General features: G+C 48.0%; 13 protein-coding genes. 7 read left to right on the top strand and 6 right to left on the bottom strand.

The annotated features are described in order from the left end of the window. Positions 1–57 precede the first annotated feature (57 nt). The 7 genes from K6V21_RS06680 (at position 58) to K6V21_RS06650 (ending at position 11,397) form a co-directional block, all read left to right on the top strand. Positions 58–1,674, top strand: coding sequence for a DUF6377 domain-containing protein (locus tag K6V21_RS06680; protein WP_224321301.1), 1,617 nt, complete (start codon positions 58–60; stop codon positions 1,672–1,674). Positions 1,675–1,952: 278 nt separating this feature from the next. Next, a complete protein-coding gene (locus K6V21_RS06675; protein ID WP_224321300.1) occupies positions 1,953–2,489 on the top strand; it encodes a DUF5004 domain-containing protein in 537 nt (178 codons plus the stop codon). Between the two features lie 17 nt (positions 2,490–2,506). After that, positions 2,507–3,622 carry a hypothetical protein gene (locus K6V21_RS06670; protein ID WP_224321299.1) on the top strand — a complete coding sequence of 372 codons (1,116 nt, stop codon included), beginning with the start codon at positions 2,507–2,509 and terminating at the stop codon, positions 3,620–3,622. 21 nt (positions 3,623–3,643) lie between these two features. Beyond that, positions 3,644–6,571 carry a SusC/RagA family TonB-linked outer membrane protein gene (locus K6V21_RS06665; RefSeq protein ID WP_224321298.1) on the top strand — a complete coding sequence of 976 codons (2,928 nt, stop codon included), beginning with the start codon at positions 3,644–3,646 and terminating at the stop codon, positions 6,569–6,571. 22 nt (positions 6,572–6,593) lie between these two features. After that, complete coding sequence (locus tag K6V21_RS06660) at positions 6,594–8,111, top strand: RagB/SusD family nutrient uptake outer membrane protein (protein WP_224321297.1); 1,518 nt, start codon at positions 6,594–6,596, stop codon at positions 8,109–8,111. 22 nt (positions 8,112–8,133) lie between these two features. Continuing rightward, positions 8,134–9,378, top strand: coding sequence for a glycoside hydrolase family 71/99-like protein (locus tag K6V21_RS06655; protein ID WP_224321296.1), 1,245 nt, complete (start codon positions 8,134–8,136; stop codon positions 9,376–9,378). Positions 9,379–9,387: 9 nt separating this feature from the next. Then, on the top strand, positions 9,388–11,397 hold the full coding sequence (locus K6V21_RS06650) for a glycoside hydrolase family 97 protein (protein ID WP_224321295.1): 2,010 nt from the start codon (positions 9,388–9,390) through the stop codon (positions 11,395–11,397). Positions 11,398–11,501: 104 nt separating this feature from the next. Here the strand turns inward: K6V21_RS06650 and K6V21_RS06645 are convergent, their stop codons facing one another. From K6V21_RS06645 to K6V21_RS06620, 6 genes are all read right to left on the bottom strand, one after another. Then, on the bottom strand, positions 11,502–15,050 hold the full coding sequence (locus tag K6V21_RS06645) for an alpha-L-rhamnosidase (protein WP_224321294.1): 3,549 nt from the start codon (positions 15,048–15,050) through the stop codon (positions 11,502–11,504). 87 nt (positions 15,051–15,137) lie between these two features. Then, on the bottom strand, positions 15,138–17,081 hold the full coding sequence (locus tag K6V21_RS06640; RefSeq protein ID WP_044263097.1) for a RagB/SusD family nutrient uptake outer membrane protein: 1,944 nt from the start codon (positions 17,079–17,081) through the stop codon (positions 15,138–15,140). Between the two features lie 13 nt (positions 17,082–17,094). Then, positions 17,095–20,466, bottom strand: coding sequence for a TonB-dependent receptor (locus K6V21_RS06635; protein ID WP_224321293.1), 3,372 nt, complete (start codon positions 20,464–20,466; stop codon positions 17,095–17,097). A 219-nt stretch (positions 20,467–20,685) separates the two neighbouring features. Beyond that, positions 20,686–21,633: a FecR family protein gene (locus tag K6V21_RS06630; protein ID WP_217713050.1), complete on the bottom strand. Its 948-nt coding sequence runs from the start codon at positions 21,631–21,633 to the stop codon at positions 20,686–20,688. A gap of 74 nt (positions 21,634–21,707) precedes the next feature. Next, positions 21,708–22,268 carry an RNA polymerase sigma-70 factor gene (locus K6V21_RS06625; RefSeq protein WP_224321292.1) on the bottom strand — a complete coding sequence of 187 codons (561 nt, stop codon included), beginning with the start codon at positions 22,266–22,268 and terminating at the stop codon, positions 21,708–21,710. Positions 22,269–22,496: 228 nt separating this feature from the next. Further along, positions 22,497–22,709: a hypothetical protein gene (locus K6V21_RS06620; protein ID WP_217713054.1), complete on the bottom strand. Its 213-nt coding sequence runs from the start codon at positions 22,707–22,709 to the stop codon at positions 22,497–22,499. Positions 22,710–22,722 lie beyond the last annotated feature (13 nt).

Here is a 22,722-nt window from a genome sequence, read left to right as displayed (position 1 = left end):
CTCCTACATTTGCAGAACCCCGTTAGGAAAAAAAGACATGAACCTATACGTAATACAATGAAAAAAAGCCTCTTCCTCCTTTTCCTGTTATCCGTTACCGGTTGCCTCAGAGGGTATTCTGCCTCCCTGCCTTTGGATACTATGCTCGTGCAACTGGACACCCACCTGGCAAACAGCAAGCAATATATCGACCGGAAAGAGAAGCAGATAGCCGAATGGCGACGGAAACTTGGGGAAGCCGTATCCGACGAGAAACGTTACGAAGCCTCCATCCACCTGTTCGACGAATATAAATCCTATAAGTACGACTCAGCCTATATCTACGCCAACAGATCCCTGCACCTGGCAGAGAAACTGCACAACCGGGGATACGTAGCAGAAGCAAACGGAGGAATCGTATTCTGCCTGTTGTCCTCGGGACTGTTCAAAGAAGCTTTCGATGTGATAAGCAGAATTGATATTACAGACGTGTCCCTCTCCAGCCGGATAGCCTGTTACTCCCTGTACAGCCGGTTATACTACGACATTGCTGACTATAACCACGAAGCTCCTTTCCAAAACGAATATATTGAAAAGGGAAGTCTCTATACCGATTCATTGCTAAGGCTTCTTCCCGAAAAATCGCTGAAATGGTGGTACGCCGTAGGACAAAAGCAAATGAAAGAACGACAGTACGATGCTTCCATACATTCATTCATGACACTACTGGAAAGAAAAGATATAGACCCACATACAGAAGCTATTATTTCGTCCAGTCTGGGCTGGATGTACTACGAGCTCAACGATAAGGAACGTGCTATGATTTACCTGATACGTGCCGCCATCGGAGATATTCGTTCCGCCACCAAAGAAACCACCGCTTTGCGCGTGCTCGCCGGTTTGCTTTACGAACGGGGTGACATCAACCGTGCCAACAACTATGTGCGGCTGGCACTGGAAGACGCCAACTTCTACAATGCCCGCCACCGGAAGATAGAGGTAGGCTCCATTCTGCCCATTATCGAGCAGGATCGTTTCGACATTGTAAAGAAGCAACGGAACGTGCTGATAGGATTTGTCTCCCTTGTATCCCTGCTTTTCATTCTGCTGCTGACCGCTACGCTCATCATCTATAAACAGATGAAAAAGTTGCGCTCTGCCCGTCATACCATCGAAGAACGTAACACACAGTTGCAGCAGACGAACGACCTCCTGTCCGAAGCCAACAACATCAAAGATGAGTACATCGGCTATTCCTTCTATCTCAATTCTGAGTATATAGACAAAATGGAAAGCCTCTACAAGATGATTAACCGGAAGATCGCCGCCCGTCAGTTCGAGGACCTGCGCACCTCGTTCAAAGAGTCCGACCTGAACAAAGAGCGTGATAATATGTATGCGTCTTTCGATGAGACATTCCTGAAGTTATTCCCCGGTTTCATCACTTCCTACAACAACCTCTTCCCTGTCGAAGAGCGTACACGCGGAGATCATGAGAAATCTCTCTCTTCCGAAATGCGCATCTTCGCACTGATACGCTTGGGTATCTGCGAACCGGAACGCATTGCCAAATTCCTGAACTACTCAGTTCACACCATCAATACTTATAAGACTCGCGTGAAAAACAAATCGCTTGTTCCAAACGAGTTGTTTGAACCCAAGATTATGGAGATTGCCTCCGTGACGCCGCAATAGATTGAGACACCAAGCACTAAGGGAAATAGAAAAAAGAAGGAAAAAGAAGAATATTTCCCTTATACAAACCCACCTTTAAAAAAACCGTTACATACTGATAACAAGCGATTTGCTAAAATACAAAGCCCAAAAAGCATTATACAATTCCTATTTATTTTCACTTTCCCCTCCAAACCCTGTAGCTTTGCAATGTCAACCGGAAGAAACCCTTCCCTCGACCAATGCATTGCTTTAGAGAGTTAACCTATTTATTTATTCACTTAAAAAAACTACAACCTATGAAAGCATTGAAACCTTTGTATGCTTTACTACTACTGTCGTTGATGACCGGTGCCCTATTTACCGCCTGCAACGATACTGAGGATGGTTCCTACGTAGAGCCTATCACTCTTTACGAAAAACTGCAGGGAACATGGAGCCTGCGCACTCTGCAACAAGTGGACGAAGCCGGAAAAGCAAGCGGTGCCAAGTACACCACCATGGAGCTTACCCAAAGCTTTGATTTCACCACCTTCAAGCTCAATCTGCAACTCGATGAGAGCCGACGCCCTACAACTTTCCAGGTAAGTGGAGATGCCCCCGCCCTGTTCCCCACCAACGGATACTGGGAACTGAGCAACGATTTCTACAATACCGACGGATCTCCAACCGTAATGTATCTGTATTCTGACGCCTCAAAAAGTCAGAAAACAGGTCAACTGACTGTTTCGTCAGTGCCCGGTTCCACCGCCATTCTGGGACTGAAGCTGACACGCTCAGCCAAAGGAAAAGTATTCATATCATATAATTATGAACTGGCGCCTGCTGCCAAATAAGGAAGGAGAAACACATTATGAAAAGTAAATTAATGGCTTTAATAGCTTTAGTATGGATGATGCTCCCGGGCACCGCCTCTGCCGAATATGTAAGTAATACGCTCCCCCAGTTTTGGACAGTACCTGCCATATATGCTTTTGATGAAGAAGTAACCTGGTACTTCGATGTGTCCGGACTCGGATTCGAAGAAGGGCTGGACCTCTATCTATGGGCATGGGAACCCAGCGAACCCGATGCGGGCAACCGCGATAATTCTTCCGACTTCGCCAAACTGGAGTACGTGGGAAAAGGTATCTACAAAAAGACACTCATACCTACCGTGTACTTCAACTGCGACCTTGCTAAATTCAACGATTTCCCGGGCTTCTGGATGCAACTGAAAGAGAAGCACGACGGACTCTGCACCAAAGAATTCGCCATGTCCGATCCACGCCAGACACTGAAAGAGTTCAAAGAATCGGGAAAGGCCAATATGTTCTATCCGCAGCAGTTCGGCAACAACGATGAAGTAACCATCCTGGTGAACGCCTCCGTACTGACGGCAAACGATCTGCCCTTCGCCGGTCAGGAATTCGAATCCATACACCTGGTGTCGGGACTGAATGGTTGGGATCATAAAGTGGACGGCGAAATGTACAAGCCTGAAATCGTGGAAAAAACCAGACTCTCCTCTTTGGGCGACGGACTGTACAAGATTTCACTGATCCCCACGAATTATTGGGGCATAGATGAGTTCTACGAAATGGAAACGATACAATATTTCTTCATCTCGCACAACCCCGACTGGGGCTTGAAGAGTCCCGATGATGAATACAAGGTGGACGCCACAGCCCTGACGCCGGAATTCTTCTTCTTCCCGCAACAATTCACGCAGCATGACATCCTCACGCTGATACGCATCAACAACGAAAAGAGCAGCCGGGGACTGGAATATACGATTACAGCGGGCAGCAAGACCATCACCGGTGAGTTTGAAGGAACACTGGCCGAACGCCTTGCCCACGTCAACCTGCTGAAAGAACTGGCGGGGGAAAACGGTGTAGACAAGATCACCGTGAAAGTAAGCCATAAGAACGGTGTAGAAATAGTGAACACCACCATCCCATTGGTATCCCTGTCGGAAGTCGAATAAATAATTAATCATACAAGAACCATGAAAAATAAATATATAAATCATATTTGTTTCCTGCTCGTATTCTTCACTCTCGCAGGATTCGGACAAAGTGCATGGGCACAGACCATCACTGCCAGCGGTAAGGTATTGGACAGAAACCAGGAGCCTCTGATCGGAGCCAATGTAAAGGTACTGGACACAGCCACGGGCACTATCACCAATCCGGACGGTCACTTCACACTGGAATGTCCCAAAGGCAGCATACTGGAAGTTTCGTTCATCGGCTACGTGTCACAAAAGGTGGCTGCCGGACAGAACCTGACCATCGTGCTGGAAGAAGATGCCATCACCTTGCAGGAGACGGTCATCGTTGGCATAGGTTACGGCACCATGCGTAAATCGGACCTTACCGGAGCCATTGCTTCCGTCAGCCAGAAAGATATGAAACAGGGCATCATCACCAGTGCAGAGCAACTGCTGCAAGGTAAAATTGCCGGTTTATCGGTAGTGCAAAGTTCCGGTGACCCTACGGTAGGCGCATCCATCCGTTTGCGTGGCGGTACTTCCCTTTCCGCTTCCAACTCTCCACTCGTAGTAGTGGACGGCATTCCCGGTGTGGATTTCAATACCGTACAACCTTCTGAGATTGTTTCTATCGACGTATTGAAGGATGCTTCCGCCGCAGCTATCTACGGTTCGCGCGGAGCCAACGGTGTTATCATCGTTACCACCAATCGCGCTTCTTCAGATGTAGAGCGTAAAAGCATCGAATACAACGGCTATGTTGCCATCAGCTCCGCAGCCAACAATCTGGACCTGCTTTCCGCCAACCAGTGGAGGGCTTATGTTCGCGACAACAACATAGCCTCCGCCACCGATTACGGAGGTGACACCAACTGGCAGAAAGAAATACAGCGCACAGCTATCTCACACTCCCACAATGTATTTTTCAGTAGCACCCGCAAGAATAGCGGATACCGTGCTTCGGTAACCTACCAGCACAATCAGGGTATCATCAAGCGCAATGACCTGGACCGCCTTACCGGCAGCCTTTCCGCCTTCCAGAACGGCTGGAACGGACGTTTGCGCCTTGAAGCCGGCGTCAGTGGCAACTTCGACAAATGGAATCCTATCGATAACCGCATCTTCGAGCGTTCACTGAACCTGAACCCTACCCTGCCCGTAAGAGACAAGAACGGCAGCTTCACCAACATCGGCGGTACGCTGAACGAGAACCCCGTAGAAATATTGACCAACCGCGAAGACGACAGCTCACGCCACCGCTTCCTGGGCTACGGAAAGATAGAGTTGGACCTGGTGAAAGGATTGAAAGCTGTTGCCAACGGTTCGTATGAGTACAACTCCCTGCAAGGGCGACTCTACAAACCCACGTATGCCATGATGGAAGGCAAAACAGAGAAAGGATGGGGACAGCGCACCTTAGCCGAATATACCAACAAACAGATTGAAGCCTATCTGAACTACGACCTGGAGTTCGCCGGAATTCACAGGTTGAACGCAATGACCGGTTACTCTTACCTCGACAATACATACGAAGGATTCGGCTCCACCCGCAGCGGTTTCGACACGGATGCATTCCTGTACAACAACCTGGCCGCCGGTTCCGACTACCGTGCAGGAGACGTCTACTCTTACAAAGGCAACTCGAAACTGGTTTCCTTCTTCGGACGCGTCAACTACAACCTGATGGGCAAGTACATGCTCACCGCCACCCTGCGCCGCGACGGTTCCTCGCGCTTCGGCGAAAACCACAAATGGGGTATGTTCCCCTCCGTATCCTTGGCATGGCGTATCTCCGACGAAGCATTCATGCAAGGCACTTCTTCCTGGCTGAACAACCTGAAACTACGTGCAGGCTACGGAGTAACCGGTAATCAGGATGGCATCGGCGAATACAAATCTCTGGCTATCCTCTCGGCGAACGGTGCTTCTTATTATGATGCGGCTACAGGTGTATGGAAGAAATCATATACCCCGACGCAGAACGTCAACCCCGACCTGAAATGGGAATCGACCGCACAGTTCAACGTTGGTATCGACTTCGGCATCTTCAACCGCATCAACGGTACCATCGAAGCGTATCACAAGAAAACGAGTGACTTGCTGTGGACTTACCCCGTACCGCAACCGCCTTATCTGGTAGGTACCATGCTTGCCAACGTGGGCGACCTGGTGAACAAAGGAATCGAAGTCAGCCTGAGTGCCAGTATCCTGCGGCAAAAGGACCTGACGCTGGATGCGAACCTGACCTTTGCCTATAACGAACAGGAAATCACCAAACTGTCCAACAGTGACTATCAGGCTGTAGGCTTGAAATCGGGTTCACTGCATGGCCTGCCCGGTATGTCGGGCATGTACTCGCAGATTATCAAAGAAGGATATCCCGCCGGTGCCTTCTACGGCCCCAAATGCAACGGACTGAACGAAAACGGTGAATATATCCTGGAGACGGACGAAACCGGAAAACCCATTGAACAATACCTGGGCAGCGCCCAGCCCAAGTTCAACCTCGGTTTCGGCATGAACATGGCTTACAAAGATTTCGACTTCGCTTTCTCCGGCTATGGCATGTTCGGACAAAAGGTACTGAACGCTACTGCCATCAGCATGAGCAGTCCTACCCGCCTTCCCGCCCAGAACGTTACGGACGACTTCTTGAAAAGCGGAATCCAGAGCACTCCCGTATACTCTGACTACTGGATTGAGAGCGGTTCATTCTTCCGCTTGCAATCCGTGACACTGGGGTATACCCTCCCGGGAATCAAGAAAATCGGTCTGGAAAAGATACGCGTCTACGTAACCGGTGAAAATCTCTTTGTCATAACCGGCTACAGCGGCATCGACCCTGAAGTGAACATGAGCGGTCTGGATGCTCCGGGTATCGACCGTTTCGATAGTTATCCACGTCCCCGCACTTTCTCACTGGGACTCAATATTTCCTTTTAATCTGACTAAATAAATGACGATTATGAAAAATAGAATCATATCAGCCTTTCTGATTTCATCGCTTGCCCTGGGTGCCTGCACCGATCTGAGCGAAACTCTTTATGACAAGGTATCCATGGACGAATACGGACAAACTCCTGCGGAGGTAAAAACCATTGTATCTGGCGCTTACTCCACGTTGCGCGGATTCGATTCGAGCAACGGAGGTGTCAATTGCTATCCGTGCAGCGAGTACGTGTTCTTCATGCTGGAATGCGCCTCTGATGAAGCCTGCGTTCCCACCCGCGATACCGGTGACTGGGACGATGCCGGGCAATATCGCGAAATACAATATCACCAATGGACCGCCAACAGCACACTGGTGCTGTCATTATGGAACTATGCCTTCCAGGGTATCGGCAATGTGAATGCCATCATCTACCAAGTAGATAGTTCGGCACTGACAGACGAGGCAAAAGCCACCGTAAAGGCCGAACTCCGCGGATTGCGGGCCTATTATTACTATCAGATGCTCGACCAGTTCGGCAGTGTGCCCATCGTAACGGACTATACGCAGAAGGAACTCCCAAAACTGTCCACACGCCAGGAAGTATTCAATTTTGTAGAAAAGGAGTTGAAGGAAATCCTCCCGTTGCTACCCAGCGGAGCCGTCTATGCCACCTTCAACCAAAACGTAGGCTACACACTGTTGGCACGCCTCTATCTAAATGCGGAAGTATACACAGGTACACCGCGTTGGCAGGAATGTCTTGATGCCTGCGATAAGGTGAGCGGCTACTCTCTGGAAACCGATTACTTCGCAAACTTTGCACAGGACAATGAAAAATCAAAGGAAATCATCTTTGCCATTCCTTACGACCATAAAGAAGGTACAGTAGGAAACTATCTGGCATCCATGACTTTCGAATACAACCAGACTTGGGCTTTCTCCATCGACGGCAGTTATCCCTGGTGCGGAAACGGTATCTCCGCACAGCCGGGCGTATATTCCTCATTCGATGAAACGGACATCCGCCGTAAGTCTCTCATGGTAGGACAACAGTACAATATGGCTACCGGTGCACCGCTAAGTTGCCAGAAAGACGGTACTCCACTGAATTATACCGAAGAGATAGAGCCTTACGAAAAAGCCCCGCAAGCTGCCGGTGCCCGCCTCAACAAGTACGCTTGGAAGACGGATGACATCTGGGAACGCGATAATGACTGGGTGCTGATGCGCTATGCCGAAATCTTGCTGATGAGGGCCGAAGCCAACTTCCGCCTGGGATTCGACGGCAACGCATTGCTATTGGTGAACCAGCTTCGCGGCCGTGCCCTAGTGGCACCATTGGCAGCGGTAACGGAAGAAGATCTGGATAAAGAGTGGTTGCATGAGTTCGTATTCGAAGGTTTGCGCCGGACGGTGAACATTCGCTTCGGTACCTATTTCCAGCCTTGGTGGAACAAGGATGCGACTCCTACTTACAAGGGAGTATTCCCCATTCCTCAATCAGTGCTCGACAAGAATCCGAATCTGAAACAGAATCCGGATTATCTATAAGGACCTAATAAAACGAACTGTCATGAAGCTGATAAAAGCCATTATTTGTTGCCTCCTGCTCCTGCTCGGAGCAGGTGCTTGCAGCAGCGGAAACGATTCTCCCGGTAACGGTGGCGGAGAACCCGTCCTGCCCGGAGCGCTGGATCCCGTGGCCGTGACCAAGACGAACCCCATGAAGCTATACGTGCACTATATGCCGTGGTTTGAAGACCCCGCCAGCAACAACGGCACATGGGGACAACACTGGACCATGAGCAACTGCAACCCGGACAAAGTGAACAGCAACGGAAAACGGGAAATAGCTTCCCGTTACTACCCGCTCATCGGCCCGTATGCCTCCAGTGATACCGACGTGCTGAACTACCACCTCCTGCTGATGAAGTATTCCGGCATAGACGGAATACTGGTTGATTGGTACGGCATCCAGGACAAATGGGACTACCCCGCCAACAAGCGGAATACGGAAGCGCTCGTCAAAGCCGTGGAACGTGCCGGACTGGAGTTAGCCATCGTCTACGAAGACCAGACCTTGAAGGACCTGAGCAAACAGGGACAACTGACTCAAGCCAAGCAAGACCTGAAATATCTGGAAAACAGCTTCTTCAGCAAGGACTGCTACATCCGGATAAACAGCAAACCGCTGCTGATGACCTTCGGCCCGCAAACCATACAAACCCCTGAAGAATGGAACGACGTGCTGGGAAGCCTGAAAACCCGCCCCACTTTCCTTACGCTCTACACATTCTCAGCCAGTACGGCCAACAACAGCCAGTACACGAATGCCGCCGGAGAATATCTGTGGGTAGACGCGCAACCAGAAAAGGCCTATGAGCAAAAAGACAAGTTCAACGTGTTTATGGGAGGTGCCATGCCCGGCTTTGATGCCTACTATAAAGAAGGCGGATGGGGAGACAATCCCCACGTGAAGGTAGACTCCGAAAACGGCGCCCTCTTCACCCGCCAATTGGAAGCCGCCCGAACCGCCGGACTGGACCATCTGCAACTAATCACCTGGAACGACTTTGGCGAAGGTACTAACATCGAACCTACGCAAGAATGGGAATACCGCTATCTGACCGCCCTGCAACAGTTTGCCGGCGTCACTTATAGCGAGAGTGTACTGAAAGACGTGTACCGCTGGTACGTGCTGGAAAAAGAGTATGCCAAGGATGCGGCGGCACAGAAGATTCTGTCGCAAGCCTTCTACTACTTCGTATCCCTGCAAGCGGACAAAGCCCAACAACTGATGAATGAACTGAAGAAATAACTGATGAATATGAGAACAGACCTGTTATATACATTATTAGCCACATGGCTATGCCTCGCCTTCGGCGCATGCACTACGGATAAACCGTCCCTCCTCCAATCACCCGACGGGCAAATCCGCCTGACTGCCGGACTGGAGAACGGAAGGCCTTACTACACCGTGAAGCGGGGAACAGAACCCGTCATCAACCAATCTTTCCTCGGCTTTAAACTGGAGGGAGGGAACTTCGACGGGAATTTCCGCATCCTCAACGTTAGGCATGACTCACTGGATGAAACCTGGAAACAACCTTGGGGTGAAGAAGTGGAAGTGCGGAATCACTACAACGAACTGACACTGGAACTGGAAGAGAAGAGCAACCTTCACCGCCGGCTTTCCATCGTCTTCAGAGCGTTCGACGACGGAGTGGGCTTCCGCTACGTATTTCCCGAACAGAAAAGTCTGAAACAATTCGTCATCCTGGACGAGCAAACAGAATTCAACCTGCCATGGGACGCCCCCACCTGGAGTATCCCGACAAACGGAACCAAATACTACGAGGCACTGTATGAATCTTCTCCCGTCAGCAGCAAGGACACGGTTTCCACACCGGTGACGATAGAAGCCAATGACAGCCTTTACATCGTTCTGCACGAAGCGAACCTGGCCGACTATGCCAGTCTGAACCTGACGCCGGACTCGGAAATCCCTACCACGCTGCGTGCAGCACTCACTCCGTGGTCTACGGGTGAGAAGGTATTTGCCACCGTGCCTTTCGCCAGCCCCTGGCGGACGATTATCGTAGGTAAAAAACCGGGCGACCTTATCCTCTCCCGCCTGATGCTGAACCTGAACGAACCCTGCAAGCTGGAAGATACGTCGTGGATAGAACCGGGCCGTTACATCGGCATCTGGTGGGGTATGCACATGGAGAAATACACTTGGGCACAAGGTCCCAAACATGGTGCTACTACCCGGAACACCATGCGTCACATAGACTTTGCCGCCCGGAACGGATTCAGCGGTGTACTGGTGGAAGGCTGGAACTACGGCTGGGACGGTGACTGGACGGTTGAAGGAGATAAATTCAGCTTCACCCGCCCCTATCCGGACTATGACCTGAAGAAACTGGCCGAGTATGCCCGTGAGAAAGGTGTGCGCCTGATAGCTCATAACGAAACCGGCGGCGCGGCCACCAACTACGAGCAGCAACTAGACAGTGCTTACGCCCTGTATCGTTCACTCGGTATCAATGCCGTAAAGACGGGATATGTCAACCCACAGCTTGACGGCAAGGAACTGCAACACAGCCAATATGGTGTACGCCACTACCGCAAAGTTATAGAGACGGCTGCCCGCTACGGTATCATGGTGGACAACCACGAACCGGCCATGCCCAGCGGTCTGCAACGTACCTACCCCAACCTGATGACCCAGGAAGGAGTACGCGGACAGGAATATGATGCCTGGTCAGCCGACGGAGGTAATCCGCCCGAACATACCTGCATCATCCCCTTCACTCGCGGACTTGCCGGGCCGATGGACTTCACGCCGGGAACGTTCAACTTCAGCAACCCCGTCTTTCCCGGCACACAGGTACAGACCACGATTGCCAAGCAACTGGCACTGAGTGTAATTCTGTTCAGCCCGCTTCAAATGGCATCGGATATGATAGAGAACTATGAAGGAAGACCGGAGTTCTCATTCATTACATCCTGCCCCACCACGTGGGCAAAGACGGTGATACCTGATGCAAAAATAGGTGAGTACGTGACCATCGCCCGTAAGGACCGGAATAGCGAAGATTGGTTTGTAGGCTGTATCACCAACCGGAAGACACGGAACATGGAACTGCCTCTGGACTTTCTGGATGACCACACCACTTATAAAGCAACTCTTTATCTGGATGGTGATAAGGCGGACTATAAGACAAACCCTTATCCGGTAAACATCATACAACAAGAAGTGAATGCGGATACGGTGTTGAAATTACCTCTCGCGCGAGGCGGTGGAGCGGCGATAAGGATAGAGAAGATGTAGAGCCTTTCACCACAGAGTAACAAAGAGTTTCACGGAGTTTTATTTCTCTAATTTTAACTCCGTGAAACTCTTTGTTACTCTGTGGTGAGACTCCATTTCCATACCTATTTCCTCTTCTTTCCCTTCTTCCCCGCCATCAGGTGTTCCTTCTTTACCTCGAACGAATAGCTACCGGGAAGAAGCTTCAAGACTACCTGCCCGCTTCCTTCACCAATATATTCTATTCCTTTGCATTTCCGGATCAGTTTTTCCCCTTCGCGGACATCTCTCAACGATGCAGCCGGCAGATACAGCGTAGCCGTAGTATTTCCGGGCACCGTGAAAGTATAACGAATCATGCCTCTTTCCTCTCTCCAACCACTCTCAATACGTCCGTACATCGAATCATAATATCCCCGGGCATACTTCATCTTTCCGGTCGGATCGGGCATCGGCTTCAGAATGAACTGTTTGAAACCGGGATAAGCCTCATCACGCTGTATTCCTAAAGAATAATTGTACATCCAGGCACCTACGGCACCAAAAGAATAATGATTGAAAGAGTTCATGCGATTGTTACCACCGAAACCATCCGTGTGAGTGTAAGAGTTCAGACGTTCCCAAATGGTAGTCGCTCCCTGTTCCACGGAATAAAGCCACGAAGGATAATCAGTCTGTTGAAGCAGCCTGTAAGCCAGATCGTTCAGCCCGTAATCGGATAAAGCCTTACTGATCCATGCCGTACCGATGAAACCGGTCATAAGAGAGTAAGAAGGACACAGGCGGCCTCTATCAGTGGTATTCTCCCGTCTGACTGTCTCCGCAAGATTAGCAATCACCTTATTACGGTTCTCTTCATCGATAATGCCGAAAGCCAATGGAAGCACATACGAAGTCTGTATATCGACAGGTTGCCCCTTCTTGTCAGGGATGAAAGCGGAGAATATCGTTTTTCCGCTTTCCGGCTCTATATAAGTCTTATTGAAGAAATCCCTCCGGGCGGCATGCAAGTTGCGGAACCATGCGGCATCGGACGTCTTACCCAAAGCCGCCGCTATCTTTGTCATCAATTCCAGGTCGTGGATGAAATAGGCTTCCCATACCAGGGACTTATCATTCTTCTCATCCTCCAATCCTAACCAGTCACACAGGTCACCCCATGAACGGGTCTGCACGATCAGATTGGTTTCCGTCTCAATCGTTTGGTCAATGATATATTGAATATAGCGCTTCATGGCAGTGTAGTGCTCGCTCAGCAGTGCGGTATCTCCGTATTGCTGGTAGCACTCCCAGGGAACCGTAATTCCGGCACTGCCCCACAGTATACCACCGAAACCACCACCTAATGGGGCGATATCCGGGAAGCGTCCGTCCGTCCGCTGCACATCGCGCATGGCACGCATATGACGGCGCAGGAACTGCGGTACATCCGCCAAATAAGTGGCGGTACGGGAGAAGACGGAGATATCCCCACTCCACCCCAAGCGCTCATTGCGTTGCGGACAGTCCGTAGGAATGGAAAGGAAGTTGCCGTAAGAAGACCAGGTGATATTCTTCCACAGCTGGTTCACCCGTGCATTGGAAGTTTCGTAGTGAGAAGCCAGTTCGTGTATAGAGCTTAGCACTATCCCTTTCACGGATTCCACAGGCAAGGGTTTGTCAATACCCGTTATCTCTATAAAGCGGTAGCCATGATAGGTGAAACGGGGAGAGATGGTTTCCTGCCCGCCTTTGGCGATATAAATATCCTGAGCCATAGCGGCACGGATATTCTCCAGCATAATCATGCCGATGTTTCCCTCGTATTCCGGCAAATCGGGATATTTCACTTCCGCAAAGCGCAGAGTGATTTCCGTTCCGGGCTGCATGCCCGACAAACTGATACGGGGGACTCCTACCATATTCTGCCCCATGTCGTACACAAACACACCGGGGCGGACTTCTTCTACTGAAAGAGCCGTCAGTTCATTGATTTGTTTCACCGTCTGGCCGAATTGCCCGATAAGTTCAAAACCGGAATAATCGTTCACCCACGGCATATTCGGATTTCCCGCCGTACTGATATGTCCTTTCAAAGCAACCTCATGAACCGGTTTCCAGGCAGATGCATCATAAGATGCCGTGCTCCAGCCTTCCACTGCCGGTTCCCTTAAAGCATCATACACTTCGCCCTGAAAGAAACTGCCGTAAGCAACGGGGCCTTTGCCGAAATACTGCCAGGACAAAGGATCGGTCACCACAACATTGGTCCTACCGTCCGCATACGTGATAACCAATTTTGCCAATAAAGACTGGCGGTCACCGAAGAAGTTCCAGTTATCTCCCGTAAAAGTAGCGCCACCGCTCCACCAGCCTTCTGCCAGCAAAGCACCCAGGGCATTTCTGCCGGAATGGACGTACTTTGTCACATCAAACGTCTGGTACAGATGAGTTTTGTTATACTGGGTAACTCCGGGATTAAAATAATCATCCCCTACACGCTCACCATTGAGATAGACCTCATAAATGCCACGTGAAGTAACATACAGGCGGGCTTTTACAATCTCCGCATCGGGAGAAGAGAAGACCGTACGAAGCATCGGTGCGGAGTTTCCTTCGGGAGTAAATATAGCAAGAACGCCGGAAGCTCCGCCGACTATCCGGCTATTTCCTTCCCGGCAAGTAGCAATCACGTTCGAAGGACTTCTGAAGTTGGCAATCTCCATCTTCGGGAAAGTAACGGATTGCCCGGCGGGAACATCAAAGCCAATGTCGCCCACTACCGGGAAAGCGATGAAATCACCTCCCTGCCCCAACGGATTCAGATTTATCCAACCAAGCTCTTCAGCATTATCCACGTAGAATCTTGTAAAACCCAGATCAGAAGTAAGGTTCACCGTATGCAGGTCATACTTATTACTTTCATTAATCAATGCCAGGGGGATGGGAAAGCTCTTGAAAGGAACATCTTTCCGGTCGTTCGGATGGTATCCTACACGATATACATTCAACATCGCCTCTTTACCCGAAGCAAGCGAATCCAAGTCCAGTTCTATTTTTATGTAAGACTCATCTTTCCCGTTCTGTAACTGATACAGATTCTTATTCATCAGGCGCTTATCATTCGCTCCGTAGACAAAGCCTGCACGAGTACTCTTTGTCTCTTTATCCAACCGGAGTGCAACGTTCAGCCTGAACACCGGAAGATAGTGGGAATAGAGCACCATGTCTTCATCTCCGCCACCTATCCACTTCGCATCACTCCATCCCTCATACGGATTGGCTTTACTCATTAGTCCCGTTTCAAACCAAGAGGTCGAGGAAGATTGCTCACCCTTCTGGTTCCATACGTTTACCGTCCAGAAATAGCAGGTAGTGGGTTGCAGGGGAGCACCGGCATATTCAATGTTCAGCGACAGGTCACTCGACACTCTTCCGCTGTCCCATACCGTTTGTCCCGCTTCGTCAGTCACCGTTATCTGATAGGCTTTCTGCGAATACCCCCTTTCGGTATTCTGCATTACCATCTGCCAACTGAAGCGGGGCTTTTCCACATCTATACCCAATGGCATTTCGGCATATTCCACTTTAAGCTTTTCAATAGATACAGAATGTTCCGTAGCCGCATACAACAGAGCAGGGCAGGAAAGACAGATAAGCAAAACAGATAAAATGTGAATTCTACATCTTTTCATACGTGATGTTTTTGGGGTTATAAAGGAGATTAGGCAAGCAAAGATAATAAACTTGCCCAATCTCTTCATTATGAGACACTCATTTTATTACTGACCGGATGCTATTTGCTCTTCTTGTGAAGCAATAGGGGTTTCATTCAGCTCATAACCGGAATACCCATAGTTCTGATTTACCCGGCCATACAAGTTCGCATCAATGGCGGTCTGCGGTATAGGCCAGAATATATTGTACTTCCCTATTTTGTATTCATCATTATGAAGCGTTTTCACACCCTTATTGTAATAGTTATTATATTCCGTGATTCTGTGCCACCAATAACTGTTACTACTTTCGTCTGCAAGGTCTTTCGGAGAGGTGTAATTCCCTTCCTGATTCTCTTTTATAAACGAAACACGTACAAGTTCCACATGCCTGAACTCTTCATACATCAGTTCACGGGCCCTTTCATCCATAATCACGTCCAGCCCGTCCAATCCATTAAGTTTGCCGGCATCGAACAAATCCGTACATCCGGCACGTTCTCTGATCTTATTTACATCAGCGGCAGCTTTCGCATATTCCTTCTTCCAGTAGTAAGCCTCCGCCCTCAGCAGATAAGCTTCCGCAAGACGATATACATACCAATCGCCCGAACCTCCAACGTAGTCCGTACCCGAATATCCATTGGCTACTTCCCTCGCCGTATCTTCTACCCATAATTTATAATACGGATAATCGAACCAGCAACGAATGGTATCCTTGCACAATAGCGTGCCGTCATCCGCATACTTCTGTATAGGTTTCAGATAATAGACAGCATCGTCCGTACCCAATAATTTAGGATCATTATATTTCAGATCCTCCATCACGAACCAGTTACCGGCTTCCCGGCTGTGTCGGAGATCATTCTTATCCCCCCACATGGATTTTTCCGCATGATAAGTAGGTCTTGAAAACGCTTCACCACGTCCATAGATCGCCCTGCAATCTAAAAAGTCAGGATATTGTGCCAGCATACCCGCCGTAGCAGACTGTCTCGTCATACCGGACTGCGACTTACTGGGCACCAGGATACCTCTGTTCACATCTGTTTGCGACCAGAACGGAGTCATATTATACAGGTAATTCGTATTGAGCCGGCTTTCTGAATTATCATATCTGTTCACCATGAGCATGATGGTCTCCTTATTGGACGCATCTGCCTTATTTACCGGTCTATGCAAATCCCAGATCACATTGCGCGTCACCGGATGATGTTCCGGATAGGGATTCTCCCACTTGCCAAATGTGTTTTCCATCAGTTCATATCCGGAAGCATCAATAAGGGCATTGGCCTGTTCAAGCGCCTTGTCAAAATCTCCGGCTGCCATGTAATACTTAATAAGCAGCATCCGGCAGGCTCCCTTGTTTTCTTTACCATAATCAACCTGATCAGGGATATGCCCTACGGCATATTCCAGGTCTTTAATCATTTGCTCGATAACCACTTCCATCTTTGTGGAACGAAAGTCGAGCTTCGGAGTCGTGACTTCTTTCGACAGGAAGGGGATATCACCAAACTGGAAAATCAGATGATAGTAACGCCAGGCACGCTGGAAATAAGCACTGGATAACATCTGTTCTTTAGTGGTCTGGTCCAAATCCAACTCGGAAATGCGCGAAATCACCACATTGGCAAAGCTGATACCTTGCGTACCCATATTCCAGAACCAATTAATCATATTCGTACCGAACCAATTGTTCTCAGAAATAGGAGTCACATTCGAAAGGATGTCCTGGCACCCGCTAAAGTCGGATACAGCCGTTACAGCCACATCCGAGAATATCATTTCCGTAGCCAATGCAGGTCCGTTATCCTCCATATAATAATAACGCATCTGTCTGTGGCAGGTAGTGAGTGCAGCTTCCAACCCTTCTTTGGTGGATAACGTCACACTGGGTTCATAAAATGATAATGGTTCCGGTTTCAGCCAACTGTCCGAACATCCCGTTAATGCTAATGAAGATAACCCGAAGGTCAGATATATGGCTTTTATTAGATTTGTTTTCATGATAGTTATTTAATTAAAATGTTATACTTGCACCGAAAGTAAATGTTCTGGGGAGAAGTCCCTTTGTTTCCGGGTCCCAATAATCCCACTCTTTGTCAAAGGCCCAGACAGCCACGTTCCTGACAGTTCCGTATATGCTGATCTCTTTAGCCATCAGTTTCCGTGCAAACTGTTGGGGTACCCTGTAGGAAACAGAAATATTCTCCAGACGGATAAAGCCTTTGTTTATCACCTTCTTGGGGTTGATATTCGAAGGACGTGTCGACTTCAGACGGGCATACGAATTTGATTTGTTCTCAGGAGTCCAGTATTCGCGCTTATAGGTATTCGAATAATCACCCAGATTATCAAAGAAGTTCAGATATTCCGTTGTACTTTGCTTATGTCCCATCTGAGAATAAAGATTAAGAGAAATATCCCAATTCCGGAACAAAGTAAATTCATTTCTGAACGACCATCTGAACTTAGGTGTTTCCTGACCTAAGAAGACCTTATCCTCCTGGGTAATCTTATAATCTCCATTCACATCCCTGACTTTTGCATCACCCGGTTGCTGCCCGTACTTTGCAGCTTCTTCCGCTTCATCTTCCTGCCAGATGCCGATGAATTCATGGTCCCAGATGGCCGAAATATCTTTCCCTACAAACCAGCCCCTGTTCACATCGTCCACTTCTTTACTTCCTACCACTTCTCCGGCCTCGTTCAATACATCTTCGTAACGGTAATACAAATGCTTAATCGTATTCTTGTTGTGTGAAAGCCCGAATGTAGAAGACCAGGTAAAGTTCTTATTGCGGATATTAACCGTATTCAATGAGAATTCAAACCCTTCATTATTAACCTGTCCCAGATTGGTTACGATATTTGTATAACCAGTGAAATTCGGCAAGCTTCTGTCTACCAGCAAGTCCGTTGTAGGCATATGATACCATTCAATGCTACCATTGATACGGTCATTTAAGAAACCGAAATCCAGACCGACATTCCAGGATGTGGTAGTTTCCCATTTCAAATCCGTATTGGACATTCTTGCAATCTGCAATGAAGACACTTCATACAAACTCCCTTGTGGGGTAACATAAGTATATTTGCCGGCCGTACCTCCATACAATTGGGACAAAGCTTGGTAAATACCGATATCCCGGTTTCCATTCTTACCCCAGGACAAACGCAGCTTACCGCTACTCATTGGCTCCCACTTGAAGAACTTTTCATTCGTGAAACTCCATGCCACGGCTATGGCGGGGAATGTAGCCCAGGGATTGGAAGCACCGAAAGCTGAGAAACCGTCGCGACGAACAGATGCGGTCAGCATATAGCGGTTGTCATAAGAGTAGAATAAACGGGCCATCAATGCGGCACCCGTATGTTTCGTATCATTGGCACTGATTTCTTTGTTACCCGCAGTCTTCATGTTATGCCATTCCAGTACATCCGAAGGGGTAAAGTCGGAAGCTACCATTGACTCTTCCCATACTTCATATTTCTCGGCACTCTGAAGCAAGGTCAAGTCTATATTATGTTTCTTGGCGAAAGTATAGTTCCACTTCACCATATTGTCCAGTGTCCAATCTACGGAACGGGCCGTCGATCTGCCTGCAACTCCGTTGTCTTTATCAAAGACGCTTTGCGAACTGTTCCAGTATCTTGAATGGTTCCAACTATACCGGGGTGCAAAGTTGAACTGATATGAAATGTTGAAAGGCAGTTTTAATTTAGCATAGAAATTCGCCGTCACATTCTGGGTACCTGCGTCTTTGGATGACATGGAGTTATTGTAAAGGCTGTTCACACCCGTTACCTGATTTTTTTCTCCCATAGGCCAGGGGTTCAGCATGCCGTCGCTATAATATGGAGTAGAGTAAGGAGAATTAGCGATCTGTCCTTCCCAACTCACCGCCTGGAAGCCTTCTTCCCGGCTCTGCAAATTCAGATTGACACCTGCCTCCATGAAGTTACCTATCTTTCCATCCAGTCGTAAATTGGTACGATAGTTCTTAAACCGGTCTCCTACCACCAATCCTTCGCTGTCCAGATAACCTAAAGACCAGTAATAATTCAGGTTGGACGTCTTACCGGACAGACTTACATTGTAGTCCTGTCTCAATCCGGTTTGAAAAGAGGCATCATACCAGTCGTATGTTCTACCCGCATAATAGTTTTCGCGCTCTATCTCTCCCAGACCGATGCGTTGCAACCAGATGTCTTCCATATTCGTGGAACCCTGTCCTATGGCATCATAGCTACGCCATTGCGCTTCGGTAAGATTATACTTATTCAGGTTTTCGGCCGTAGGCTTAACGTAATAGCCTTGATTTCCAAACCCGTTGCTGCTTGCCGCATAATCTGCACGATATTGCAAATACTCATCTGCACTATACACCTCCCGGTTAGCCCCCATGGTCACAAAACCCACGCTTGCATCGAACCGGATAGTCGGTTTCTCCTCCGTTCCTTTCTTGGTAGTAACAAGTACCACACCGTTAGCCGACTTTGCTCCGTAAACGGCTGCCGATGATGCGTCTTTCAAGACGTCTACAGACTCTATATCCACCGGATTTATCTCAGAAAGATCACCTTGAAAGATCATACCGTTCAGAACAATCAACGGTCCGGTTCCACCCTTCAGAGAGCGACGTCCACGCACTAACATATTACCACCGCCTTTGGCATCGTTGGACAGATCCACGTTCAGTCCCGGTGCCGCGCTACGCAATAAATCCTGCATGGTAGCCGGTTTCTCTTTCGCCATCTTTTCAGCCTGCACATGGGTAATGGCCCCTGTCAGGTCTTTCTTTTTCATACTGCCATAGCCGATTACAACGACTTCGTCCAGTAAATTGGCATCTTCACGCAGAACCACACGCAACAGTTTCAGATCCTTCAGCTTCACTTCCTGTGAAACATATCCTATATAGCTAAACTGAAGTACATCGCCCACATTGGCAACCAGCGTAAACTTACCTTCAAGGTCTGTCACACTGCCTTGGCTGCCACCTTTCACCAGAACGGTAACCCCAATCAGAGGTTCTCCCGATTCATCGGTAACCACACCCGTTACGCCGGCCTGACGTGCATCAGCCACTGCCTGTCTGGTCAGGATGATATGATTTCCCTCCATCTTATAGCGGATAGGAGAGTTTGCCAGCAATGTATTCAGTACTTCCGATACCTTTGCATTATCCGCCCGGATACTTTTGCGCGCCTCTACGTTTACATCTTCTTTATAAATGAACAGATAATCCGTCTGAGACTCTATTTCATTCAGTATAGATTCAAGTTGTACATTGGTTCGATTGATTGTCACCCGTGCATTTTGTGAGTGACTATTCTTCGCCATCAGGCTAAAAGCACAGAAGAACAAAAAGAATATTGATATTCTCATAATTCTAAATAATAATGTTAATTGCGGATTTTTAGGGCAATAAATATCCGACAAAGGAATGTTTTTCATATCTTTGTAAATGAGTTATTAATACGATTTATAAATTGAATTGTGTTAATCAGGGCCGGTGGATGGGGCAAACATCTATCGGCTTTCTTGTTTTCCATCAGTATTGTTCCATAGGCTAATCTCTTGTTTTAATCCGGTTAATATTACGATTTACTTTATATAAATGACGTCATTATCTTTATCTCTCCGGTAAGTAAAGGCTACATCCTTCTGCAAAACACGCAATGCATAGTCCAATCCGTCGGATATACGGAACTTTCCGGTCAGTGCCACACTTTCTATGCTCTTCTTATCCACCTGGATTTTCAGGTCATAATATCTTTCCAAATCTTCCATGATCTGGGTGAACCGCTTGCTCTTAAAGCAGTACAGACCTTCCTTCCAACGATACACATTGTAATCATCAATCTTGCTCACTACCAACCTGCCATCTTTCAGAGTTGTTTTATAATTGGGAAGGAGTACCACAGCCGTCTTTTCATTATGAGGCGACTTCACCCTGATTTTTCCTTGCATCAACGATGCTTCAAATACCGCTTTCTTCGAATAAGCCTCCACATTGAACTTTGTGCCCAGCACTTCTATATCCATAGCATGTGTCCGCACCACGAACGGGGATTTCTCATTGTGTGCCACCTCAAAATAAGCCTCTCCGTTCAGTATCACTTCGCGTTTGCCTTTCATGAACGAAACAGGATACTTCATCGTCGTCCCGGCATTCAGCCAGACGTTTGAACCATCGGGTAAATCGAGGTTCACACGCTGGCCGGCCGGCACGGTAATAGTTTGCATGGCTACATTCATATCCTCCTTATCTTCTCCTATTGAAAACAATGCAGCCGTTATGCCTACCGTTATCGCGACAACAGAAGCTATCTTCAGAAGCTCTCTGACGAAATGGTTTCTTTTCTTCCTGAGTGTAGTTTGGCCGTCAGATGGTTCGAGGCGCCCCGAAAGAATGATGGCATTGAACAGCTTGCGCTCCCGGCGTAACAGCTTGCTGTTCTCCTCGGAGGCTTCCGACCATTCTTTCACTAATCTCATTTCTTCTACGGAAGCACGACCTTCAAAAAAACGATATAATAAGTCTTTATCCATACATACTTTTATTTGTGTATCTATAGTAATAGCGAACCACGGGAAATATTCCCTAGTAGAAAAACAAACTTTTTTCAGTTGAGGTAGAAAAAGAGTAAAGAGACGGGCAGGTAATCTTTCAGGGCCAAGCGTAACTCCCTGGTAGACTTAGAGATATGAAACTCTACGCCTTTGGTTGTCATTTCCAGTAAAGCAGCAATTTCTTTATGAGACTTATTCTCATAACGGCTCATCCTAAAAATACGTCTGGTTTGTTCGGGCAGGCTATCCAGAGTCCTATCAACAATCTCCTGTATCTCTGCCGTAAAGACCTCATAAGGTTCAAAGTCTTCCAATGTAACGATTCTGCCGGACAGCTCCCAGGCATAGATTTGGGAGATTTCATCCGAAACGTCCTGTCGGATTTGCTGGTGACGCAGATGGTCAATGCATTTATGTTTGATAGTGGTCAGTACATAAGCCGGAATATTGGTATCGGCAGGCAAGCGGTCTTTATTTTCCCAGTAATACATCATGGACTCAATGACAAAGTCTTCGGCAACGGCTTCATCGTGCACATAGGTACAGGCAAAGTGAACGAAGCGCTGCTGATAGTCAATAAAGAACTTATTAAAAAAATTCAGATCTATTGTCATTGACCGTCAAGTGTATTAAATTAAAAAAGGTACGGCAATGCAAATATAAGCCTTTTCATTCATAACCGGACAAAACCGGGCTTAAAAAACAAAACCTATCCGGCAGATGAACCGTCCGGAATACGAAGTTACATTGTGACATTTTGCATTCCTAAGCCATCGAGAATCATTTCTTTAGCCCCGAAGTACAAGTACATCGGAAATATACAAAAGAAAAATCGCATCTGCTTAACTAATAGAATGATACAAAAATACGGACAATCCTGTTATGTTGAAAGCCGGTCCGTTTTGTCCGGAATAGATGCTCCGTTTCAGAAGAATAGACGTTCCATTCAACAAGAATGCATGCTCCGCTCGTCCGGAATGCTTGTTATGCTCAACAAGAATACTTGTTCCGTTCATCCGGAATACCTGTATGATCTGTCCAAAAACTATACTCATTGCATAAAGCTTG

This window comes from Bacteroides cellulosilyticus (assembly GCF_020091405.1).
In the GTDB taxonomy this organism is placed as follows: domain Bacteria; phylum Bacteroidota; class Bacteroidia; order Bacteroidales; family Bacteroidaceae; genus Bacteroides.
The sequence above is the reverse complement of the archived record's forward strand: the minus strand, read 5'-3'. Positions and strand labels throughout refer to the sequence as shown.